Below are 19,266 nucleotides of genomic sequence, written 5' to 3'. Positions count from 1 at the left end.
CGGCCCACACGCCGGGGCAGGGGCGTCCGCCTTCCTGCGTCCCGCGGAGAAGCGTTGTCCGGCCGAGGACGTTGCGGCGTACGTATGGCGATGCTCACCCGGCCGGAACGATCTCGCGGGTCAGCGCGAACAGTAGAGTTTCGGCTGCGTCAGCCCCCGAACACCGAGGTACCGGCCGTGATCCCCGCAGAGCCCGCAACACCCCCGCCACCTGCGCCGACCGTCGTGGGGATCGGCGCCGACGGGTGGGCGGGGCTGCCGGAGAGCTCGCGTGCGGTGCTGCTCGACGCGCAGGCGGTGATCGGCGGTGCACGGCAACTGGACCTGCTGCCGCCGGTCTGTACGGGACGCCGTGTGCCCTGGCCTTCTCCGCTGCGGCCCGCCGTGGCCGGTCTCCTTGCCGCACATCGGGGGCTTCGGACAGCCGTGCTGGCCAGCGGCGACCCCATGTTCTACGGCATCGGGCGCGCGCTCTGCGAGGAGTTGGGTGCGGGGAACCTCCGTGTCCTGCCGCATCCGTCGTCCGTCTCCTATGCCTGTGCCCGGCTCGGCTGGCCGCTGGAGGACACCGAGGTCGTCACGCTGGTGGGCAGACCCAACGCCCGGCTGGCCGCCGCCCTGCACGAGGGCCGGCGGCTGATGGTGCTGAGCGCGGGTGCCGGAACCCCCGGTGAAGTGGCCGCGCTGCTGCGCGAACGCGGCTTCGGGCCCAGCCCGATGCGGGTGCTGGAACAGCTCGGCGGCGAGGCCGAGGACTGTGTCACGGGGACGGCCGACGGTTGGGCGCATCCGGCGGGCGATCCGCTGAACGTCGTTGCGGTCGAGTGCCGGCGGGACCCGGACGCACTGCGGCTCGGCGCCGTACCCGGGCTGCCGGACGACGCGTACGAACACGACGGACAGCTCACCAAGCGTCATGTCCGCGCCGCAACCCTCGGGGCACTGGCCCCGGCACCCGGCGAGCTGCTGTGGGACATCGGCGGCGGTTCCGGATCGATCGCCGTCGAGTGGATGCGTACGCACCCGTCCTGTCACGCCGTCACCGTCGAGCGCGACCCGGTACGGGCCGGGCGCATCACCCGTAACGCGGACCGGCTCGGCGTCCCCGCGCTGCGTGTGGTCACCGGCCGGGCCCCGGAGGTGCTCGACGGACTGCCGGTGCCGGACGCCGTGTTCATCGGCGGCGGGCTGACCGTGCCGGGGCTGCTCGACGCCTGCTGGGACGCGCTGCCGCCCGGCGGACGGCTGGTCGCCAACACCGTCACGCTGGAGTCCGAGGCACTGCTCGCCGAGCGGTACCGGAGCCACGGCGGCGATCTGGTGCGGCTCGCGGTCGCGCACGCCGTGCCGGTCGGCGGCTTCACCGGCTGGCGGCATGCCATGCCGGTCACCCAGTGGTCCGTGTGCAAGCCCGTCGGCACCTCCCCGATACCGTCCTCACCGTCCTCATCAGGAGAGAACAGATGACCGTGTACTTCATCGGCGCCGGGCCCGGCGCCGCCGACCTGATCACGGTGCGCGGTGCCCGGACGCTCGCCGCCTGCCAGGTCTGTCTGTACGCGGGCAGCCTGGTCCCGCGCGAACTGCTCGCCGAATGCCCGCCGGACGCCCTCCTCGTCGACACCGCGCAGCTCAATCTCGACGAGATCACCGGCGAGTTGGTACGCGCACACGAGGACGGGCACGACGTGGCCCGGCTGCACTCCGGCGACCCGTCCGTCTTCAGCGCGGTCGCCGAGCAGATGAGGCGTCTCGACGCGGCAGGTGTGCCGTACGAAGTGGTGCCCGGCGTACCGGCGTTCGCGGCGGCCGCCGCGGCCCTGAAGCGGGAGCTGACCGTGCCGACCGTCGGCCAGACCGTCATCCTCACCCGGATCGCCCACCGCGCCACGGCCATGCCGGACGGCGAGGACCTGGCGACGCTCGGGCGCAGCGGTGCGCTGATCGTGCTGCACCTGGCCGCCCGGTACGTCGACCGGGTGGTCGAGGAGCTGCTGCCGCACTACGGGGCCGACTGCCCGGCCGCCGTGGTGGCCATGGCGTCCCGCCCGGACGAGCTGATCCTGCGCGGTTCGCTGAGCGACATCGCCGAGCAGGTGAAGACCGCCGGAGTGATCCGTACCGCCGTCATCATGGTCGGCCGCACGCTGGGCGCCGAGCAGTTCCGGGACAGCCACCTGTACTCGGCGGAGCGCGACCGGCACGTCTGCTGACCCCATGGGGCGCCCCCCGGGCCCCGGCCCTCACTCGCCGGACGGGCTCGAACACCGAGCCCGTCCCGTGATCGCGGACACGGGAACGGGCGGGGTGGGAGACCGAGCGGTCAGTGGACCCCGCTGCGGCCGACGACCGCGCCCGCCCGGTCGATACAGATGACGTCCACGGCCACCGGCGCCCCTCGCAGCACCGACAGCGCCTGGTCGCGGGCGGCGACCGCGACCAGGTCACCCAGGGGGACCCCGGCCGCCGCGCACAGCTGGAGGGCGGCCAGGCCCGTGTTGGCGTCCGCCACTGCGGCGGCCAGGGCCGTGTCCGCGCCGCCCCGCCGGGCGAGTTCGGCGAGGAACCCCTTGTCGACCTGGGAGCGGGCCGAGTGCAGATCCAGATGGCCCGCAGCGAGCTTCGACAGCTTCGCGAACCCGCCGCACACCGTCAGCCGGTCCACCGGATGCCTGCGTACGTACTTGAGCACCGCTCCTGCGAAGTCCCCCATGTCGAGCAGGGCGATCTCCGGCAGGCCGTACTCGGCGACGACGGTCTTCTCCGAGGTCGACCCCGTGCACCCCGCCACATGCGTGTGTCCCGCCGCGCGGGCCACGTCCACACCGCGGCGGATCGAGTCGATCCACGCCGAGCAGGAGTACGGGACGACGACCCCGGTCGTGCCGAGGATCGACAGCCCGCCCAGGATGCCCAGGCGCGGGTTCCACGTGGAACGGGCGATCTCCTCGCCGTGATCGACGGACACGGTGACCTCGACGTCGCCTGTGGCCCCGTGGTCCGCAGCGATCCGCGCGATGTGGTCGCGCATCATCTGCCGCGGCATCGGATTGATCGCGGGCTCGCCGACGTCGAGCGGCAGACCTGGGCGGGTCACCGTGCCCACCCCCGGACCCGCCCGGAACACCACACCCGAACCGGGCGGCAGGCGGCGCACGGTGGCCCGCACCAGCGCGCCGTGTGTCACGTCCGGGTCGTCCCCCGCGTCCTTGACCACGCCGACCGTCGCCCGCTCCCCGTCGAGCTCCTCCACCGCCAGCGCGAACGCGGGGGTCTGGCCCTTCGGCAGGGTGATGGACACCGGGTCGGGGAAGTCGCCGGTCAGCAGGGCCGTGTACGCCGCCGTCGTGGCCGCGGTCGCACAGGCACCGGTCGTCCAGCCGGGCCGAAGACCGGTGTGTTTGAGTTGGGCGCTGCGCCCGCCCTTCGCCTCACTCATGTCTGGACCGATCCCATGCACGTACTCGTCCTCGGTGGCACGACGGAGGCCCGCCGCCTCGCCGAGAGCCTGGCGGGGGCGCTCCCCGCCGGGGCCCGGGTCACCAGTTCGCTCGCCGGCCGGGTGGCCAGTCCGAAGCTGCCGCCCGGCGAGGTGCGGGTCGGCGGGTTCGGCGGAGCCGACGGGCTCGCCGAGTGGCTGCGTACGCACCGGGTCGACGCGCTCATCGATGCCACCCATCCTTTCGCCGGGACGATCAGTTTCCATGCGGCGTCGGCCGCCGCCGTCGCCCATGTTCCCCTGCTCGCGCTGCGCCGGCCCGGCTGGGTGCCCGTCGACGGCGACCGCTGGCATCCGGTCGGATCGCTGGACGAGGCGGCTGCCGCCCTGCCCACGCTGGGCCGCCGTGTCTTCCTGACCACCGGCCGGATGGGACTCGCCGCCTTCGCCGGCCTCGATTCCCTGTGGTTCCTGATGCGGTCGGTGGATGCCCCCGAGGGACCGTGCCCGGCGCGGATGGAGGTCCTGCTGGACCGGGGGCCCTTCACCCTCGACGGCGAGCGCGAGCTGATCCGCCGTCACCGCCTCGATGTCCTCGTCACGAAGGACAGCGGGGGCGACGCCACCGCGCCGAAGCTGGCCGCCGCCCGGGAGGCCGGCATCCCGGTGGTGGTGGTCCGCCGGCCGCCGGTCCCGGAAGGCGTACCGGTGGCCGCCACGCCGGAAGCGGCGGTGGAGTGGCTGGCCGGCCTGCGCGGCTGAGGCCGGCCCTGCCGCGGACGGCCGATGCCTGCCTCAGGCCTCCGGGTACCGCCGCGGCGTCCACACGATCTGCCGGCCGTCCCCCCGCCGCACCGACCGCGTCTGCGAGGAACCGACCAGCAGGATCGTCCGCATGTCGACCTCGGCCGGTTCCAGCTCGGCCAGGGTGACGATCCGTACGCTCTCCGAGGGCCCGCCCACATCCCGGCCGACGACCACCGGAGTGTCCGGCGAACGGAGCTCCAGCAGCAGGTCACGGGCCTTGCCGACCTGCTCGGTACGGGTCCGCGAACCCGGGTTGTACAGCGCCAGCACCAGATCCGCCGACGCGGCCGCGCGCAGCCGGGCGGCGATGACCTCCCACGGCTTGAGCCGGTCGGAGAGCGAGATCGTGGCGTAGTCGTGGCCGAGCGGCGCGCCCGCACGGGCGGCGGCGGCGTTGGCCGCGGTCACCCCGGGCAGCACCCGCACGGGCACCTTCGCGTACGCGTCCTGCGAGGCCACCTCCAGCACGGCGGTCGCCATCGCGAAGATCCCCGGGTCGCCGCCCGACACCACGGCCACGCGGCGGCCGCGGCGGGCCAGGTCGAGGGCGAACTCGGCGCGCTCCGACTCCACCTTGTTGTCCGAACCGTGGCGGGCCTGCCCTGGGCGGACCGGGACGCGGTCCAGATACGTGGTGTAGCCGACGAGGTCGTCGGCGGCGGCCAGCGCCCCGCGGGTCTCCGGGGTCAGCCACAGCGGTCCGGCGGGACCGGTACCCACGACCACGACCTCACCGGTGCCGGCCGCGTCCGCACCCGCTTCCGGGCGGGGCGCGTCGATCCGGCTGGGCAGCACCGCGACGGCGAAGTACGGCACGGAGTCCGGGTCGGTGTCCGCCAGTTCGCCGGTACGTTCCCCGGCCATCGTGGCCCGCTCGACGTAGTGCGCCTCGTCGAGCCGCCCCGACGCCTCGAAGGCGCGGCGCACCGCGGGGAACGTACGCCCGAGCTTCATCACCACGGCGGCGTCGGTGGCGGCCAGCCTGGCCGTCAGCTCCTCCTCCGGCAGGGTGCCGGGCAGGATCGTCAGCACTTCTTCGCCCTCGGCGAGCGGGGTGCCGAGCCGGGCGGCGGCCGCGCTGACCGAAGTGACGCCGGGGATCACCTCGGTGGGATAGCGGTCGGCGAGCCGCTTGTGCATGTGCATGTACGAGCCGTAGAACATCGGGTCGCCCTCGGCGAGCACCGCCACCGTCCGTCCGGCGTCCAGGTGCACCGCCAGCCGGGCCGCGGCCTCGCCGTAGAACTCCTCCATCGCACCCCGGTAGCCCCCGGGGTGGTCGGTGCTCTCCGTCGTGACCGGATAGACCAGCTTCTCCTCGATGTGGTCCGCGCGGATGTGCTCGGCGGCGATGGAGCGTGCGATGGACCGCCCGTGACGGGCGCTGTGATAGGCGATGACGTCGGCCTCGGCGATGATCTGCACCGCGCGTACGGTCATCAGTGCCGGATCGCCGGGCCCGAGTCCCACCCCGTACAGCCGGCCCGTGTTCTGTTCGCTCACTCTTACTCTTCCTCGCTGGCGATCGCGTTGAGCGCGGCCGCGGCTATGGCGCTGCCGCCGCGACGGCCCCGTACGACCAGGTGTTCCAGACCGGACGGATGGTCGGCCAGGGCGTCCTTGGACTCGGCGGCTCCGACGAAACCGACGGGCACACCGATGACCGCGGCCGGGCGGGGAGCACCCTCCTCGATCATCTCGAGCAGCCGGAACAACGCGGTCGGCGCATTGCCCACGGCCACCACCGCCCCCTCCATGCGGTCCCGCCACAGCTCCATCGCGGCGGCGCTGCGGGTCGTGCCCAGCTTCGCGGCGAGATCGGGGACCGCCGGGTCCGACAGGGTGCAGATGACCTCGTTGTCGGCGGGCAGCCGCTTGCGGGTGACACCGCTGGCGACCATGGCCACGTCGCACAGGATCGGCGCACCGGACCGCAGTGCCCGGCGGGCGTCGGCCACCACGCCCGGGGTGAAGTCGATGTCGCGTACGAGGTCGACCATGCCGCAGGCGTGGATCATGCGGACCGCGACCTGGCTGACGTCGGCGGGCAGCCCCGCGAGATCCGCCTCGGCGCGGATGGTGGCGAAGGACTGGCGGTAGATCGCCGGTCCGTCCTTCTCGTACTGGAACACGGTGGGTTCGCTCTCTCCGGTCGGTGGGTGGTCGGGCTGACAGAGTGTGGGGCCCTGGGGCCGGTGGTTCAGCTACGGGTGACGCGGGCGGCCGTCACCGCGGCGGCCAGGTCGGACGGGCTGCCGTGGACCGTCGCCGGGGCGCCCCGCACGTCTCCGCGCACCAGGGACACCTGGTGCCCGCCAGGGACGGCGACGACGTCGACCCAGCTGCCCTTGGGGTGGCCGCACCGGCGTTCACAGCCGGACCAGTACACGGGCAGTCGCGCGACGCCCGGATCCCCCGCCGTCACCGCGGCCTCCGCGTCCCCGCGGACATCGGCCAGGGACTTCGCACAGCCCGGCCGGCCGATGCAGGCCCCGACGCCGGTCCACGCGGAGTCGGGCCCGACCACCAGTCCGGCCGCGCCCCACTCGGCCAGCCGTGCCGCGGCCGCGCCGCGCGCCACACCTGTCACGACGACGCTCCGCCAGGGGGTCAGCCGCACTTCACCGCCCGCACGGGTCAGGCTCTCCCACTGAGCGCCGGTGAGGCGTCCGAACGGCACACCGACACAGAGCGCGGCCGGTCCGGAGGTGCCGACAAGTCCGTACCCGGGCTCCTGCGGCGCCGCCGGCGGCGGTACGCGCTCCAGGCGGTCGGCCGCGTCAACTCCCGCCGTACGCAATGCCGTTCCCACCCGCGACCACAACTCTGCGGCCGGGAAAGGCAGTTCGCTCACCCGCCAGGCACCCGTCTGCCGCGCCGCGTCCACGAACGTCTCGGCGGCAATCAGCGCGGCACGGGGCGCGTCCGCCCCGGAGACCCTCAGCACCGCCTCCGCGGCCCCGATCCGCAGCCACGCACCGCCGTCGACCCGCCCCAGCAGCGTCACATCCGCACCCAGTGCGTCCACATCACCGCGGCCGTCGTCGAGCGCGAACAGAAAGCGGCCGGACAACCCGGCCGCTTTGTCACTTCCGCACAACAGCCCGTCCAGCGTGGTCAGCCACGGCCGGACGTCCGAGCGGCCCCTGCCGTCGAGCCCGGAGAGCGGGGATGCCACCACATTGCGAATCCGCTCATGGCTCCAGGACGGCAGCAGCCCTACCGCACCGATGAGTTCGGCGAGCCGCCCACCGCAGTCCGCGTCGAGCCCGCGCAACTGGACATTGCCCCGCGAAGTGAGATGCAACTCACCGTCGCCCAACTCCCGTGCCGCCTCCCGGAGCACGTCCGCCTGCCGCGTGTCCAGCACGCCGCCGGGGATCCGGACCCGCGCCAGTGACCCGTCGTCCGCCCGGTGGAGCCGCAGCGACCCCGGGCAGGCATCGCCGCGGTCCCGGGAGAAGGACTCCCCCGAGGCCGACGGAGGGGTGTCGGAAGTGGACATGGCGGCGAGCATACCGACCATCATCCTGAGCGGTATGAACACCATCCGATGTACGGCCCTTACTATGCCTAGCAGCGGGCCACCCGGCCCGGCATCGCCAGAGACGGCGACAGGGGAGGAAGCCCGGTGCGAATCCGGCGCGGTCCCGCCACTGTGAGTCCGGCTGCAACAGCCGGGCGAGTCAGGAACTCCCTTCCCCACGCGCTCGACTCCGCTCGAGCAGGGGAGAACCCCATTCCGACACCGCCCGGGGCGTGGACACCCCGAGGAAGGCCCGACGCCGCATGATCCTGCTCCTGTCGACGTCCGACACCGACCTGCTCAGCGCCCGCGCCGCGGACGGTCCGGTGACCTATCGCTACGCCAACCCCTCGCGCCTGCCGCTCGCCGACCTCCCGGCTCTCCTCGACGGCACCGATCTCGTCGTCGTACGCCTCCTCGGCGGTGTCCGCGCTTGGCAGGAGGGGCTCGACCAAGTCCTCGCCACCGGGAGGCCGGTCGTCGTCCTCACCGGTGAACAGGCCCCCGACGCCCAGTTGATGGCCGCCTCCACCGTGCCGATCGGGATCGCCGCCGAGGCCCACGCCTACCTGGCGCACGGCGGCCCGGCCAACCTGGACCAGCTGGCCCGGTTCCTCTCCGACACGGTCCTGCTGACCGGCCACGGCTTCGAACCCCCGGCGCCCGCCCCCTCCTGGGGCCCCCTGGAGCGCACCGCGCGCACCACCGACGGCCCGACCATCGCGGTGCTCTACTACCGCGCCCACCACATGAGCGGGAACACCGCGTTCATCGACACGCTCTGCCGGGCGGTCGAGGACGCGGGCGCCCGCGCCCTCCCCCTGTACGTCGCCTCGCTGCGTACCCCGGAAGCCGAGCTCATCGACGAGCTGCGCGCCGCCGACGCCGTCGTCACCACCGTCCTCGCCGCCGGCGGCACCCGGCCCGCCGAGGCGTCCGCCGGCGGCGACGACGAGTCCTGGGACGCGGGCGCGCTCACCGGCCTCGATGTACCGATCCTGCAGGCGCTCTGCCTGACCGGCTCGCGCAGCGACTGGGAGGACAACGACGAGGGCGTCTCCCCGCTCGACGCGGCCAGCCAGATCGCGGTCCCCGAGTTCGACGGCCGGCTGATCACCGTCCCGTTCTCCTTCAAGGAGATCGACGAGGACGGCCTGCCCGCATACGTCGCCGACACCGAGCGCGCCGCCCGGGTCGCCGGAATCGCCGTACGCCACGCGCGGCTGCGCCACATCCCGGCCGCGGACAAGCGCCTGGCGCTCGTACTCTCCGCGTACCCGACGAAGCACTCCCGTATCGGCAACGCGGTCGGCCTCGACACCCCGGCCAGCGCCGTCGCCCTGCTGCGCCGGCTGCGCGCCGAGGGCTACGACTTCGGCCCCGAAGCCGACCTTCCCGGACTGGTCTCCGGCGACGGCGACGAGCTGATCTACGCCCTGATCGAGGCCGGCGGCCACGACCAGGAGTGGCTGACCGAGGACCAGCTGGCCCGCAACCCGGTGCGGATCCCGGCCGCCGACTACCGGCGCTGGTACGCCACCCTGCCGGCGGAACTCCGCGACGCCGTCGAGCAGCACTGGGGCCCGCCCCCCGGCGAGATGTTCGTGGACCGCTCCCGCAACCCCGAGGGCGACATCGTGCTCGCCGCCCTGCGCCGCGGGAACCTCCTGATCCTCATCCAGCCACCGCGCGGCTTCGGCGAGAACCCGATCGCGATCTACCACGACCCCGATCTGCCGCCCTCGCACCACTACTTGGCCGCATACCGCTGGATCGCGGCCGCCCAGGACGACGGCGGCTTCGGCGCCGACGCGATGATCCACCTCGGCAAGCACGGCAACCTGGAGTGGCTGCCCGGCAAGAACGCCGGCCTGTCCGCCGCCTGCGGACCGGACGCGGCCCTGGGCGATCTTCCGCTCGTCTACCCGTTCCTGGTGAACGACCCGGGCGAGGGCACGCAGGCCAAGCGCCGCGTCCACGCCACCCTGATCGACCACCTCGTACCGCCGATGGCCCGCGCGGACAGCTACGGCGACATCGCACGCCTGGAGCAGCTCCTCGACGAGCACGCCCAGATCGCCGCGATGGACCCGGCGAAGCTGCCTGCGATCCGCGCCCAGATCTGGACCCTGATCCAGGCCGCGAAGCTCGATCACGATCTGGGGCTCGACGACCGCCCGGACGATGAGGGCTTCGACGAATTCATCATGCATCTGGACGGCTGGCTCTGCGAGATCAAGGACGCCCAGATCCGCGACGGGCTGCACGTCCTGGGCGGCGCCCCGGCCGGTCCGGACCGGGTCAATCTGGTCCTGGCGATCCTGCGCGCCCGCCAGATCTGGGGTGGTACGGCCTCGCTGCCGGGCCTGCGCGAAGCACTGGGCCTGGACGAGTCCGCCGCCACCCGCACCACGGCCGACGAGGCCGAGGTGCAGGCTCGCGCCCTGGTCCAGGCGATGGAGGATGCGGACTGGAACCCGTCGTCGGTCGCGGTCGTGGCGGCGGCCCACCCTCGACCGGTACGGGACATCCTCGACTTCGCAGCCCGCGAGGTGGTCCCCCGCCTCGCCGCCACCACGGCGGAGCTGGACCACACCGTCCATGCCCTGAACGGCGGCTTCGTCCCTGCGGGCCCGTCCGGCTCCCCGCTGCGCGGCCTGGTCAACGTCCTGCCTACCGGCCGCAACTTCTACTCCGTGGACCCGAAGGCGGTCCCGTCACGGCTCGCCTGGGAGACCGGCCAGGCCCTGGCCGACTCGCTCCTGGAGCGCTACCGCACCGACAACGGCGACTGGCCCACCTCGGTCGGCCTCTCCCTCTGGGGCACCAGCGCGATGCGTACGTCGGGTGACGACGTCGCCGAGGCCTTGGCGCTGCTCGGTATCCGCCCGGTCTGGGACGACGCCTCACGCCGCGTCACCGGCCTGGAACCGATCGACCTCGCCGACCTGGGCCGCCCGCGCATCGACGTGACCCTGCGCATCTCCGGCTTCTTCCGCGACGCGTTCCCGCACACCATCGGTCTGCTCGACGACGCGGTACGCCTCGCCGCGTCCCTCGACGAACCCGCCGACCACAACCACATCCGCGCCCACGCCCAGGCCGATCTCGCCGAACACGGCGACGAACGACGCGCCACCACCCGTATCTTCGGCTCCCGCCCCGGTACGTACGGAGCGGGCCTCCTCCAGCTCATCGACAGCCGCGACTGGCGCACCGACGCCGACCTCGCCGAGGTCTACACGGTATGGGGCGGCTACGCCTACGGCCGCGAACTCGACGGCCGGCCGGCCCGCGACGAGATGGAGACGGCCTACAAGCGGATCGCCGTGGCCGCCAAGAACACGGACACCCGCGAGCACGACATCGCGGACTCGGACGACTACTTCCAGTACCACGGCGGCATGGTGGCCACCGTCCGCGCCCTGCGCGGCACGGCCCCCGAGGCGTACATCGGCGACTCCACCCGCCCGGAGACGGTCCGCACCCGCACCCTGGTCGAGGAGACATCCCGGGTCTTCCGCGCGCGCGTGGTCAACCCCAAGTGGATCGAGGCCATGCGCCGCCACGGCTACAAGGGCGCCTTCGAACTGGCCGCGACGGTCGACTACCTCTTCGGCTACGACGCGACGACGGGCGTGGTCGCCGACTGGATGTACGACAAGCTCACCGAGACGTACGTCCTGGACCCGACCAACCGCGAGTTCCTCCAGCAGGCCAACCCCTGGGCCCTCCACGGCATCGCCGAACGCCTCCTGGAAGCCGAGTCCCGCGGCATGTGGTCCAAGCCCGACCCGACGGTCCTGGAGGCGCTGCGCCAGGTGTTCCTGGAGACGGAGGGGGACCTGGAGGGCGAGGACTGAGCCCCGACGGGCGTGGTGGGACTTCCCCGACCCGGCCTCAGCGGCGGGACATGTACAGGTCGAGTGCCTTGTGCAGGAACCTGTTGAGAGGGAAGTCCCATTCGCCGAGGTACTCCACGGCCTCGCCACCCGTGCCGACCTTGAAGCGGAGCAGGCCCAGCAGGTGGTTGTCCTCGTCCAGGGTGTCGGTGATGCCACGCAGGTCGTAGACGCTCGCACCGAGTTCGTGGGCGTCGGACATCATCTGCCACTGGATGGCGTTGTTGGGCTGGACCTCGCGCTTGCGGTCGGTGGAGGCACCGTACGAGTACCAGACGTGCTCGCCCACGGTCAGCATCGTCGCCGCCGCAAGGCACTCGCCCTCGTGATGGGCGAGATAGAGCCGCATCCGGTCCGGGTCCTCGGCCGTGAGTGCGGTCCACATCCGCTGGAAGTAGGCCGCCGGGCGCGGAATGAACCGGTCCCGCCGGGCGGTCTCGACATAGAGCCGGTGGAAGGCGGGCAGGTCCTCGTAGCCGCCCCGGACCACTTTGACGCCGGCCTTCTCGGCCTTCTTGATGTTGCGGCGCCACTGCTGGTTGAGGCCTCGCTGGACCTCTTCCAGCGACTTGCCCGCGAACGGGACCTGGAACACGTACCGCGGCTGACCGGCGGCGAAGCCGTCCTCGCCGCCGGGCTCGGTCTGCCGCCAGCCCATCGCACGCAGCCGGTCGGCGATGTCGAAGGCCCGTGGCTCGCGGGCGGTGGCCTCGGCGTCCCCCAGCCGTCCGGCCCGCGGGTCGGAGATCGCGGCCTTGACGGCCTCCGCGCTCCAGCGGCGGGCGACGACGGGTGGGCCCATCTTCACCGAGAACACACCCTGCGCCTTCAGATGGTCGAGCATCGGCTGCAGCCACCGGTCCAGATCCGGCGCGGACCAGTCGATGAGCGGCCCTTCGGGCAGGTAGGCGAGGTATCGCCTGAGCTTCGGCAGCGGCCTGAGCAGGACCAGCCCCACGCCGACGAGCCGATCGCTCCCGTCGAACCAGCCCAGGCTCCGCGCCCGCCAGTCCGGCTTCACATCCCCCCACGAGGGAAGCTGCATGTGGCTCGCGGAGGGCCGGTCCCTGACGAAGGCCAGGTGGTCCTCGCGGGTGATCGCCTTCAGGCGCAGACTCATGCGCAGTGCTCCTTCGTCCGGGCGCATCAGCCTACTGAGACGCACCTCACATCAACGGCAACCGGCTCGCCGCCGCGGAGAAGAGGCAGCAGGACGCAGGTGTGATCACTCGGCCGGGTGGACCCGGCCTGGCGACCGCCGGTCGCACCTCGAGCGTCGGAGGTACTCGCGATCATGCGCAGGTGATCCCTGTGAACCGCCGCTCCGTGCGCCGCGCGCGTGGCCCCCTGGCCCCGATCGGTCTCGGCGCGCTCGCCGTCCTGTCCCTGCTGCCGGGCACGCTGCCCGCCGCCGCTCAGCCGGTGGCCGCCGCTCGGCCCCGTGCCGCCGCGCCCCTGCCGCCGCCCACCCGCGGGGAGCACCTGGCCTCCGCGCGGCTCGCCGCGATCCGGAACGATCCGGCCGCGCTGAGTGCCTTCTTCACGGCGCTGCCGAAGGGAGGGGACCTGCACAACCACCTGTCGGGCGCCGTCTCGACCGAGTACCTGATCTCGCTCGCCGCGGACGACGGTCTGTGCATCGTCGAGCAGACGCTGACTGCGGTGCCGCCGCCGTGCGGTGCGGGCCGACGGCCGGCGTCCGACGCCCTGACCGACGCCGCTTTCCGCCGCGCGGTGCTGCGCGCATGGTCCATGCAGGACTTCCCGCCGGGCCGGTCGGGGCACGACCACTTCTTCGACACGTTCGGGAAGTTCGCCGAGGTCACCTGGCGCCACCGGGGCAAGTTGCTGGCCGACGTGGCCGACACCGTCGCGAGGCAGAACCAGTTCTATCTGGAGACGATGGTGACCCCGGCGTCCGACGGCGCCCGGATCCTGGCCGACGAGGTCGGCTGGGACGAGGACCTGGCGAAGCTGCACCGCAAACTGCTGGCCGGCGGCAGGCTGGACGAACTGGTCGCCGAGGCGAGCCGGGAGACGGACGAGTCCGACGCGGAGTTCCGCACCGCGGCACGGTGCGGAACACCGCGCGCGGAGGCCGGCTGCCGAGTGCCGGTCCGGTGGATCTCCCAGGTGTCGCGCGGCAGTTCGCCGGAGCGGGTCTTCACCCAGATGGCGCTGGGGCTGCGTCTCGCCGAACGGGACGAGCGGTTCGTCGCCGTGAATCCGGTGCAGCCTGAGGACTGGGACAGCTCCTTGCGGAACTACAGCCTCCAGATGCGGATGCTCGACTATCTGCACCGTGTGTATCCCAAGGCGCACATCACTCTGCACGCGGGCGAGTTGTGGCCCGGTCTCGTCAAGCCCGAGGACCTGGCCTTCCATATCGGTGAGGCCGTGAACGTCGGCCACGCCGAACGCATCGGCCACGGTGTCGACCTGGTCCACGAGGACGACTGGCAGCGGCTCGCCCGCACCATGGCCGACCGGCAGATCGCGGTCGAGGTGCCGTTCACCAGCAACGCGCAGATCCTCGGGGTCAAGGGCGCCGACCACCCCTTCACCACCTACCGCGCCTACGGCGTGCCCGTCGTGCTGGCCACCGACGATCCCGGTGTCTCCCGGACCGACATCAGCCACGAGTACCGGTACGCCGCCAGGACGTACGACCTGGGCTACCGCGAGTTGAAGGACCTCGCACGAGCCTCCCTGGAGTACGCCTTCCTGCCGGGTGCCGGAATCTGGCGGGGCAACCCGACCCGCGACGGCTACCGTCTCACCGGCCCCTGCCGCCACAGCAGCCCCGGCGCGGACAACCTCCGGCCGCAGTGCCGGCGGCTCCTGGACACCAGCCTCAAGGCACAGGTCCAGTGGCACCAGGAGGCCGCGTTCGTGGCCTTCGAGCGGCGCTTCGCCACCACCAGGGCGGACTGACGGACCCGGCACACCCCGTCCTGACACCACGGGCGACCGCCGACGACGGAGCGCCCCGCCCGGTCGGAACCGGGCGGGGCGCTCCCATGCAGGTCAGAGGTCGAAACCTCACCCTGCGACACGTAGGCCGTGTGGGACTCGAACCCACAACCAACGGATTAAAAGTCCGCTGCTCTGCCAATTGAGCTAACGGCCCTCGGTGAATCACCCCTGAGCATAGCCCGCCTCGGCCCGGCCGCCGATCGGGTATCGGCCGCCGGGCCGGTCGCGCTGTCACCGGAGGTCGTCAGTCGGCCGACATGTCCGCGCTCGTGCGTTTGTGATCTGGTACGAGGAACCAGTGGCGCGCCGACGCGAACCACCACGTCGCCGCGAACCCCAGAACCACCAGGACCGCGATCGGGGCGTAGTTGAACGTCTCCCAGGTGACCGGGGACAGCTGCGGCAGCATGAAGAGGACTGTGATGACGACCACCCACACCACCGCGACGATCCCGATGGGCCGGGACCAGCGGCCGAGATGCCAGGGACCCGGGGTGAAGTCGTCGCCGCGCAGGAGACGGAGCAGGGTGGGGATGACGTACGCGATGTAGAGGCCGATCACCGCGATCGAGGTCACCGCGGCGTAGGCGGTGACGTTGATCAGGTACGGGAGACCGAGGACCAGTGCGCCGGCCGCGGCCAGCCAGACCGCGGCGACGGGGGTACGGGTGCGGGGGCTGACCGTGTGCCAGACACGGGAGAACGGGAGTGCGCCGTCCCGGGAGAACGCGTAGATCATGCGGCTGTTGGCGGTCACCGACGCCATCCCGCAGAACAGCTGCGCCCCGATGACGACCAGCAGCAGCAGCTTGCCGGTGGTGGCGCCGAGGGAGTCCAGGAGGATCTGGGCGGGCGGGGCGCCGGTCGGGGAGTTCAGGGCCCCGTCGTACGACTGGATGGCGAAGGTGAAGCCGAGGAGGAGGACGAAGCCGGCGATCCAGGAGGTCCAGATCGACTGGACGATGCCCCGCGGGCCCGCCGTCGCCGCGTCGTGGGTCTCCTCCGTCATGTGGGCGGACGCGTCGTAGCCGGTGAAGGTGTACTGGGCCATCAGGAGCCCGATCATCACGACGTAGAAGCCGCTGCCCCAGCCGGTGTTGTTCACGAACTCGGTGAAGACGAACGACGCCGACTGATGGGAGTCCGGTACGAAGGTCAGCGCGCCGACGATGACGGCGACCCCCAGCACGTGCCACCACACGCTCACGCTGTTCAGGATCGCGACGATGCGGACGCCGAACGTGTTCAGGAGTCCGTGCAGCAGCAGGATCGCGGCGAACAGCACGATCGTGCGGCCGGGCGTCACCTCGAAGTCGAACTGGAGATTCAGATACGCCCCGAGGAAGGAGGCCGCCCCGAAGTCGATCCCCGCGGTGACGGCGACCTGGCCGAGGACGTTGAACCAGCCCGTGAACCAGGCCCAGGCCGCCGCCGAGCGCGGCGGGGCCAGCCGGTGCGCCCAGAAGTAGAGGCCCGCGGAGGTCGGGTACGCCGAACAGATCTCCGCCATCGCCAGCCCGACGAACAGCGTCATCAGGCCGACGCCGACCCAGCCCCAGGTGATGACGGCGGGACCGCCGGTGTTCATGCCGAACAGATACAGCGTCAGGCAGCCGGAGAGCACCGAGATGATCGTGAACGAGACGGCGTAGTTGGAGAAGGCGGACATACGCCGGGCCAGCGTCTGCGTGTACCCGAGCTGCGCCAGACGCTCTTCGTCGGAAACGCCCGGTGGCGGCTTGTCCTCGCTGATGTCTGTTGTCATGACCCCAGCGATGCCCTCGCCCCGGCGCACGCATGCCGCCGTCGTGGTCACGACTGGGAAAACATGCCGTACGACGCAAGGGCGCGGCCCGGAGGCCGCGCCCCTGTCCTCACCCGCATCCGGATCAGAAGATGCCCTTGCAGCCCTGCAACCCGGTGGCGATCTGCGTGCGGCTGCTGAAGGATCCCTTGCCGTGATCGTTGTTGCGGAACAGCTTGCCCGCCGAGGCGCGCTCGATGATGTCCGCCCGGCCGTCGCCGGTGATGTCACCGACTCCGACAACGGTGTTGTACGACGCACCCCGGTCCTTGAAGACCAGCCCCCGCTCCTTGAACCGGCCCGGCGCCGTCCGTTGCAGCGCCACAGTTCGTTCGACCCGTCCTCGGCCGGGCAGCTCGCCGTACCCCTCAAATGCTGAAGCGGGCCCACTCGTGAAGAGTGGGCCCGCTTCAGCTGTTCAGCGGCTTACGCCTGAACGTCAGCCGTTGCGCTTCCAGCGCGGCTTGTCGTCGCGGCGGCCGAAGGAACCGGTGTTGGTGCCGGTGCCCGTGCCACCACGGTGGTCGTCGCGGCGGCCGGTCGGACGGTCGCTGCCACCGGAGCGGAAGCCACCGGACGGACGGTCGTCACGACGGTCGCGGTTGAACGGACGGTCGCTGCCACCGGAGCGGAAGCCACCGGACGGGCGGTCGTCACGACGGTCGCGGTTGAACGACGGGCGGTCGTTGTCGCGGTTGAACGACGGACGGTCGTTGTCACGGCGGAAGCCACCGGACGGACGGTCGTCACGACGCTGGAACCCACCACGGTCACCACCGCGGTCGTCACGACGGTCGCGGTTGAACGACGGGCGGTCGTTGTCGCGGTTGAACGACGGGCGGTCGTTGTCACGGCGGAAGCCGCCCGACGGACGGTCGTCACGACGCTGGAACCCACCACGGTCACCACCGCGGTCGTCACGACGGTCGCGGTTGAAGGACGGACGGTCGTTGTCACGGCGGAAGCCACCGGACGAGCGGTCGTCACGACGCTGGAACCCACCACGGTCACCACCGCGGTCGCCGCCGCGGTAACCACCGCGGTCGCCGCCCCGGTCGTCACGACGGTCGCCACCGCGGTTGTCGCGGCGGTCGAAGTTGCCGCGGTCGTCGCGACGGTCGTCGCGCGCTGCGGGCTGCTCCGGCACGGAGACGGCGGCCTCGATCGCGGCCTCCGCCTCGGCGGCGGCCTCGGCCACCGCTGCCTCGGGGTCGTCGCCCCGCTCGCGCGCGGCACGGGCGACCAGGCGGTCGGCCTCCTCGCGGAGCTCACCGGCGCGGCGCTGGACGCGCTCCAGCTGCTTGGTCAGGTCGGCGACCTCGCGCTCGGCCTGCTTGGCGGCGTTGTTCGCGGAGTCGGCCTGGACCTCGGTCAGCGACCGGGCACCCGTGATCTCGGCGACCTCCGGCTCGAAGACGCCCGCGCCCTGCACGATGTGGCGGGAGGCGTCGACGCCCGCGTCCTCCATCAGGCGGAAGATCTGGCGGCGCTGGTGCGGCAGCGCCAGCGAGACGACGACACCGGACTTGCCGGCCCGGGCGGTACGGCCCGAACGGTGCAGGTAGTCCTTGTGGTCACCGGCCGGGTCCACGTTCAGGACCAGGTCGATGCCGTCGACGTGGATACCGCGGGCGGCGACGTCGGTCGCGACGAGCGCGTTGACGTAACCCTTCTTGAAGTCCTCGAGAACGCGGGTACGGGCGCCCTGCGTCATGCCGCCGTGCAGCGCGTCCGCCTTCACGCCCGACTCGATGAGCTGCTCGGCGATGCGGTCCGCTCCCAGCTGGGTACGGACGAAGATGATGGTGCGGCCCTTGCGCGCGGCGATGGCCGAGGTGACCGGCGCCTTGTCCTTCGGCTTCACGACGAGGACGTGGTGCGACATGGTCGTGACGTTGCCCTGGGCGCTGTCGACCTCGTGGCTCACCGGGTTGTTCAGGTAGCGCTTGACCAGCGTGCCGATCTCGTTCTCCATCGTGGCGGAGAAGAGCATGCGCTGACCGCCGACCGGAACCTGGTCGAGCAGCTCGGTGACCTCGGGCAGGAAGCCCAGGTCGGACATCTGGTCGGCCTCGTCGAGGACGGCGACCTGGACGTTCTCCAGGGAGCAGGCGCCCCGGTTGATGATGTCGCGCAGCCGGCCCGGGGTGGCGACGAGGACGTCGACACCGCGCTCCAGCGCGTAGATCTGGTTGCCCATCGACGTACCGCCGCAGACGACCTTCATCTTCAGGCCGAGCACGTCGCCGTAAGGCTGCAGCGCGTCCGCGACCTGCATCGCGAGCTCACGGGTCGGGGTGAGGATGACCGCGCGGGGCTTCTTCTTCTCGGTGTGGCCGCCGGCCAGCGTGGCCAGGGTCGGCAGACCGAAGGAGAGCGTCTTGCCGGAGCCGGTGCGGCCACGGCCCAGGATGTCCTTGCCGGCCAGGGCGTCCGGGATGGTCGCGGCCTGGATCGGGAAGGGCGCGGTCACACCGTTCTGCGCGAGCTTGCGGACGATGCCCTCGGGCAGGCCCAGGTCCCCGAAGGTGACGGTCGGCTCGGCGTCCTCGGCATCGGCGGAGGTGGTGTCGTTGTCGGTGGTGGCCTCGGTGGAGTCGACGGTCTCGGTCGACTCGGACACCTCGGCGGCCTCGGCCACTACGGCCTCGGCTGCGGTGACAATCTCGTCGTTCTCGGGCATGACGGTGTTGTCAGAGCTGAAATTGGACATGCGAAATGCGAAACCTTCCGGAGTCTCGGCACGCGCCCATAACTCCGTGATTCGCAATTTCGACCGCCTCAATGCGGTCCAGCCACGGCAAGGGAGAGT

Annotated in this window: 13 protein-coding genes, 1 tRNA gene and 1 riboswitch; of the genes, 5 read left to right on the top strand and 9 right to left on the bottom strand. The window is 72.0% G+C overall.

The window, feature by feature from the left end:
- The first annotated feature begins 180 nt into the window (after nt 1-180).
- Both cbiE and cobM read left to right on the top strand, forming a co-directional pair.
- Nucleotides 181-1,467, top strand: a complete 1,287-nt coding sequence (cbiE, locus tag OG963_RS24430) for a precorrin-6y C5,15-methyltransferase (decarboxylating) subunit CbiE (protein ID WP_371800321.1) — start codon at nt 181-183, stop codon at nt 1,465-1,467.
- On the top strand, nt 1,464-2,213 hold the full coding sequence (gene cobM, locus OG963_RS24425; protein ID WP_093930933.1) for a precorrin-4 C(11)-methyltransferase: 750 nt from the start codon (nt 1,464-1,466) through the stop codon (nt 2,211-2,213). Before cbiE ends, cobM begins: the two co-directional genes overlap by 4 nt.
- 110 nt (nt 2,214-2,323) lie before the next feature.
- Here the strand turns inward: cobM and OG963_RS24420 are convergent, their stop codons facing one another.
- A complete protein-coding gene (locus tag OG963_RS24420) occupies nt 2,324-3,439 on the bottom strand; it encodes a cobalt-precorrin-5B (C(1))-methyltransferase (protein WP_371799452.1) in 1,116 nt (371 codons plus the stop codon).
- Nucleotides 3,440-3,454: 15 nt separating this feature from the next.
- Between OG963_RS24420 and OG963_RS24415 the strand changes: the two genes are divergently transcribed.
- Complete coding sequence (locus tag OG963_RS24415; RefSeq protein WP_030929627.1) at nt 3,455-4,201, top strand: cobalt-precorrin-6A reductase; 747 nt, start codon at nt 3,455-3,457, stop codon at nt 4,199-4,201.
- A 33-nt stretch (nt 4,202-4,234) separates the two neighbouring features.
- Here the strand turns inward: OG963_RS24415 and OG963_RS24410 are convergent, their stop codons facing one another.
- From OG963_RS24410 to OG963_RS24400, 3 genes are all read right to left on the bottom strand, one after another.
- Nucleotides 4,235-5,749 carry a precorrin-2 C(20)-methyltransferase gene (locus OG963_RS24410; protein WP_093774069.1) on the bottom strand — a complete coding sequence of 505 codons (1,515 nt, stop codon included), beginning with the start codon at nt 5,747-5,749 and terminating at the stop codon, nt 4,235-4,237.
- A gap of 2 nt (nt 5,750-5,751) precedes the next feature.
- Complete coding sequence (locus OG963_RS24405; RefSeq protein WP_030929633.1) at nt 5,752-6,378, bottom strand: precorrin-8X methylmutase; 627 nt, start codon at nt 6,376-6,378, stop codon at nt 5,752-5,754.
- 68 nt (nt 6,379-6,446) lie between these two features.
- Nucleotides 6,447-7,763: a cobalamin biosynthesis protein CobG gene (locus OG963_RS24400; protein WP_093774165.1), complete on the bottom strand. Its 1,317-nt coding sequence runs from the start codon at nt 7,761-7,763 to the stop codon at nt 6,447-6,449.
- 103 nt (nt 7,764-7,866) lie between these two features.
- A riboswitch (cobalamin riboswitch) is annotated at nt 7,867-7,942 on the top strand.
- Nucleotides 7,943-8,035: 93 nt separating this feature from the next.
- Between OG963_RS24400 and cobN the strand changes: the two genes are divergently transcribed.
- Nucleotides 8,036-11,635 (top strand): cobaltochelatase subunit CobN, encoded by a 3,600-nt coding sequence (gene cobN, locus OG963_RS24395; protein WP_093930935.1) that lies wholly within the window; start codon nt 8,036-8,038, stop codon nt 11,633-11,635.
- A 37-nt stretch (nt 11,636-11,672) separates the two neighbouring features.
- Here the strand turns inward: cobN and OG963_RS24390 are convergent, their stop codons facing one another.
- Nucleotides 11,673-12,794, bottom strand: coding sequence for a peptidoglycan bridge formation glycyltransferase FemA/FemB family protein (locus OG963_RS24390; protein ID WP_030929642.1), 1,122 nt, complete (start codon nt 12,792-12,794; stop codon nt 11,673-11,675).
- Nucleotides 12,795-12,979: 185 nt separating this feature from the next.
- Here OG963_RS24390 and OG963_RS24385 point away from each other — a divergent pair, with 185 nt between their 5' ends.
- Complete coding sequence (locus tag OG963_RS24385) at nt 12,980-14,608, top strand: hypothetical protein (protein ID WP_093774163.1); 1,629 nt, start codon at nt 12,980-12,982, stop codon at nt 14,606-14,608.
- A 123-nt stretch (nt 14,609-14,731) separates the two neighbouring features.
- On the opposite strand, the gene OG963_RS24380 is transcribed toward OG963_RS24385, so the two are convergent.
- The 4 genes from OG963_RS24380 to OG963_RS24365 form a co-directional block, all read right to left on the bottom strand.
- A tRNA-Lys gene (locus OG963_RS24380) sits at nt 14,732-14,804 on the bottom strand.
- A gap of 90 nt (nt 14,805-14,894) precedes the next feature.
- Nucleotides 14,895-16,415 carry an amino acid permease gene (locus OG963_RS24375; RefSeq protein WP_371127975.1) on the bottom strand — a complete coding sequence of 507 codons (1,521 nt, stop codon included), beginning with the start codon at nt 16,413-16,415 and terminating at the stop codon, nt 14,895-14,897.
- Nucleotides 16,416-16,539: 124 nt separating this feature from the next.
- Nucleotides 16,540-16,779, bottom strand: a complete 240-nt coding sequence (locus OG963_RS24370; protein WP_176902192.1) for a VCBS repeat-containing protein — start codon at nt 16,777-16,779, stop codon at nt 16,540-16,542.
- A gap of 114 nt (nt 16,780-16,893) precedes the next feature.
- The gene (locus tag OG963_RS24365) at nt 16,894-19,167 is read right to left on the bottom strand and encodes a DEAD/DEAH box helicase (RefSeq protein ID WP_093774065.1); all 2,274 of its coding nucleotides are present in this window, start codon (nt 19,165-19,167) and stop codon (nt 16,894-16,896) included.
- Nucleotides 19,168-19,266: the final 99 nt, after the last annotated feature.

Source organism: Streptomyces sp. NBC_01707, assembly GCF_041438805.1.
Classification (GTDB): domain Bacteria; phylum Actinomycetota; class Actinomycetes; order Streptomycetales; family Streptomycetaceae; genus Streptomyces.
The sequence above is the reverse complement of the archived record's forward strand: the minus strand, read 5'-3'. Positions and strand labels throughout refer to the sequence as shown.

Excerpts from the sequence above, each read along its gene's own strand:
- OG963_RS24390 (WP_030929642.1), bottom strand. The coding sequence starts at position 12,794 with ATGAGTCTGCGCCTGAAGGCGATCACCCGCGAGGACCACCTGGCCTTC.
- cobN (WP_093930935.1), top strand. The coding sequence starts at position 8,036 with ATGATCCTGCTCCTGTCGACGTCCGACACCGACCTGCTCAGCGCCCGC.
- OG963_RS24420 (WP_371799452.1), bottom strand. The coding sequence starts at position 3,439 with ATGAGTGAGGCGAAGGGCGGGCGCAGCGCCCAACTCAAACACACCGGT.
- OG963_RS24375 (WP_371127975.1), bottom strand. The coding sequence starts at position 16,415 with ATGACAACAGACATCAGCGAGGACAAGCCGCCACCGGGCGTTTCCGAC.
- OG963_RS24400 (WP_093774165.1), bottom strand. The coding sequence starts at position 7,763 with ATGCTCGCCGCCATGTCCACTTCCGACACCCCTCCGTCGGCCTCGGGG.
- OG963_RS24365 (WP_093774065.1), bottom strand. The coding sequence starts at position 19,167 with ATGTCCAATTTCAGCTCTGACAACACCGTCATGCCCGAGAACGACGAG.
- OG963_RS24415 (WP_030929627.1), top strand. The coding sequence starts at position 3,455 with ATGCACGTACTCGTCCTCGGTGGCACGACGGAGGCCCGCCGCCTCGCC.
- cobM (WP_093930933.1), top strand. The coding sequence starts at position 1,464 with ATGACCGTGTACTTCATCGGCGCCGGGCCCGGCGCCGCCGACCTGATC.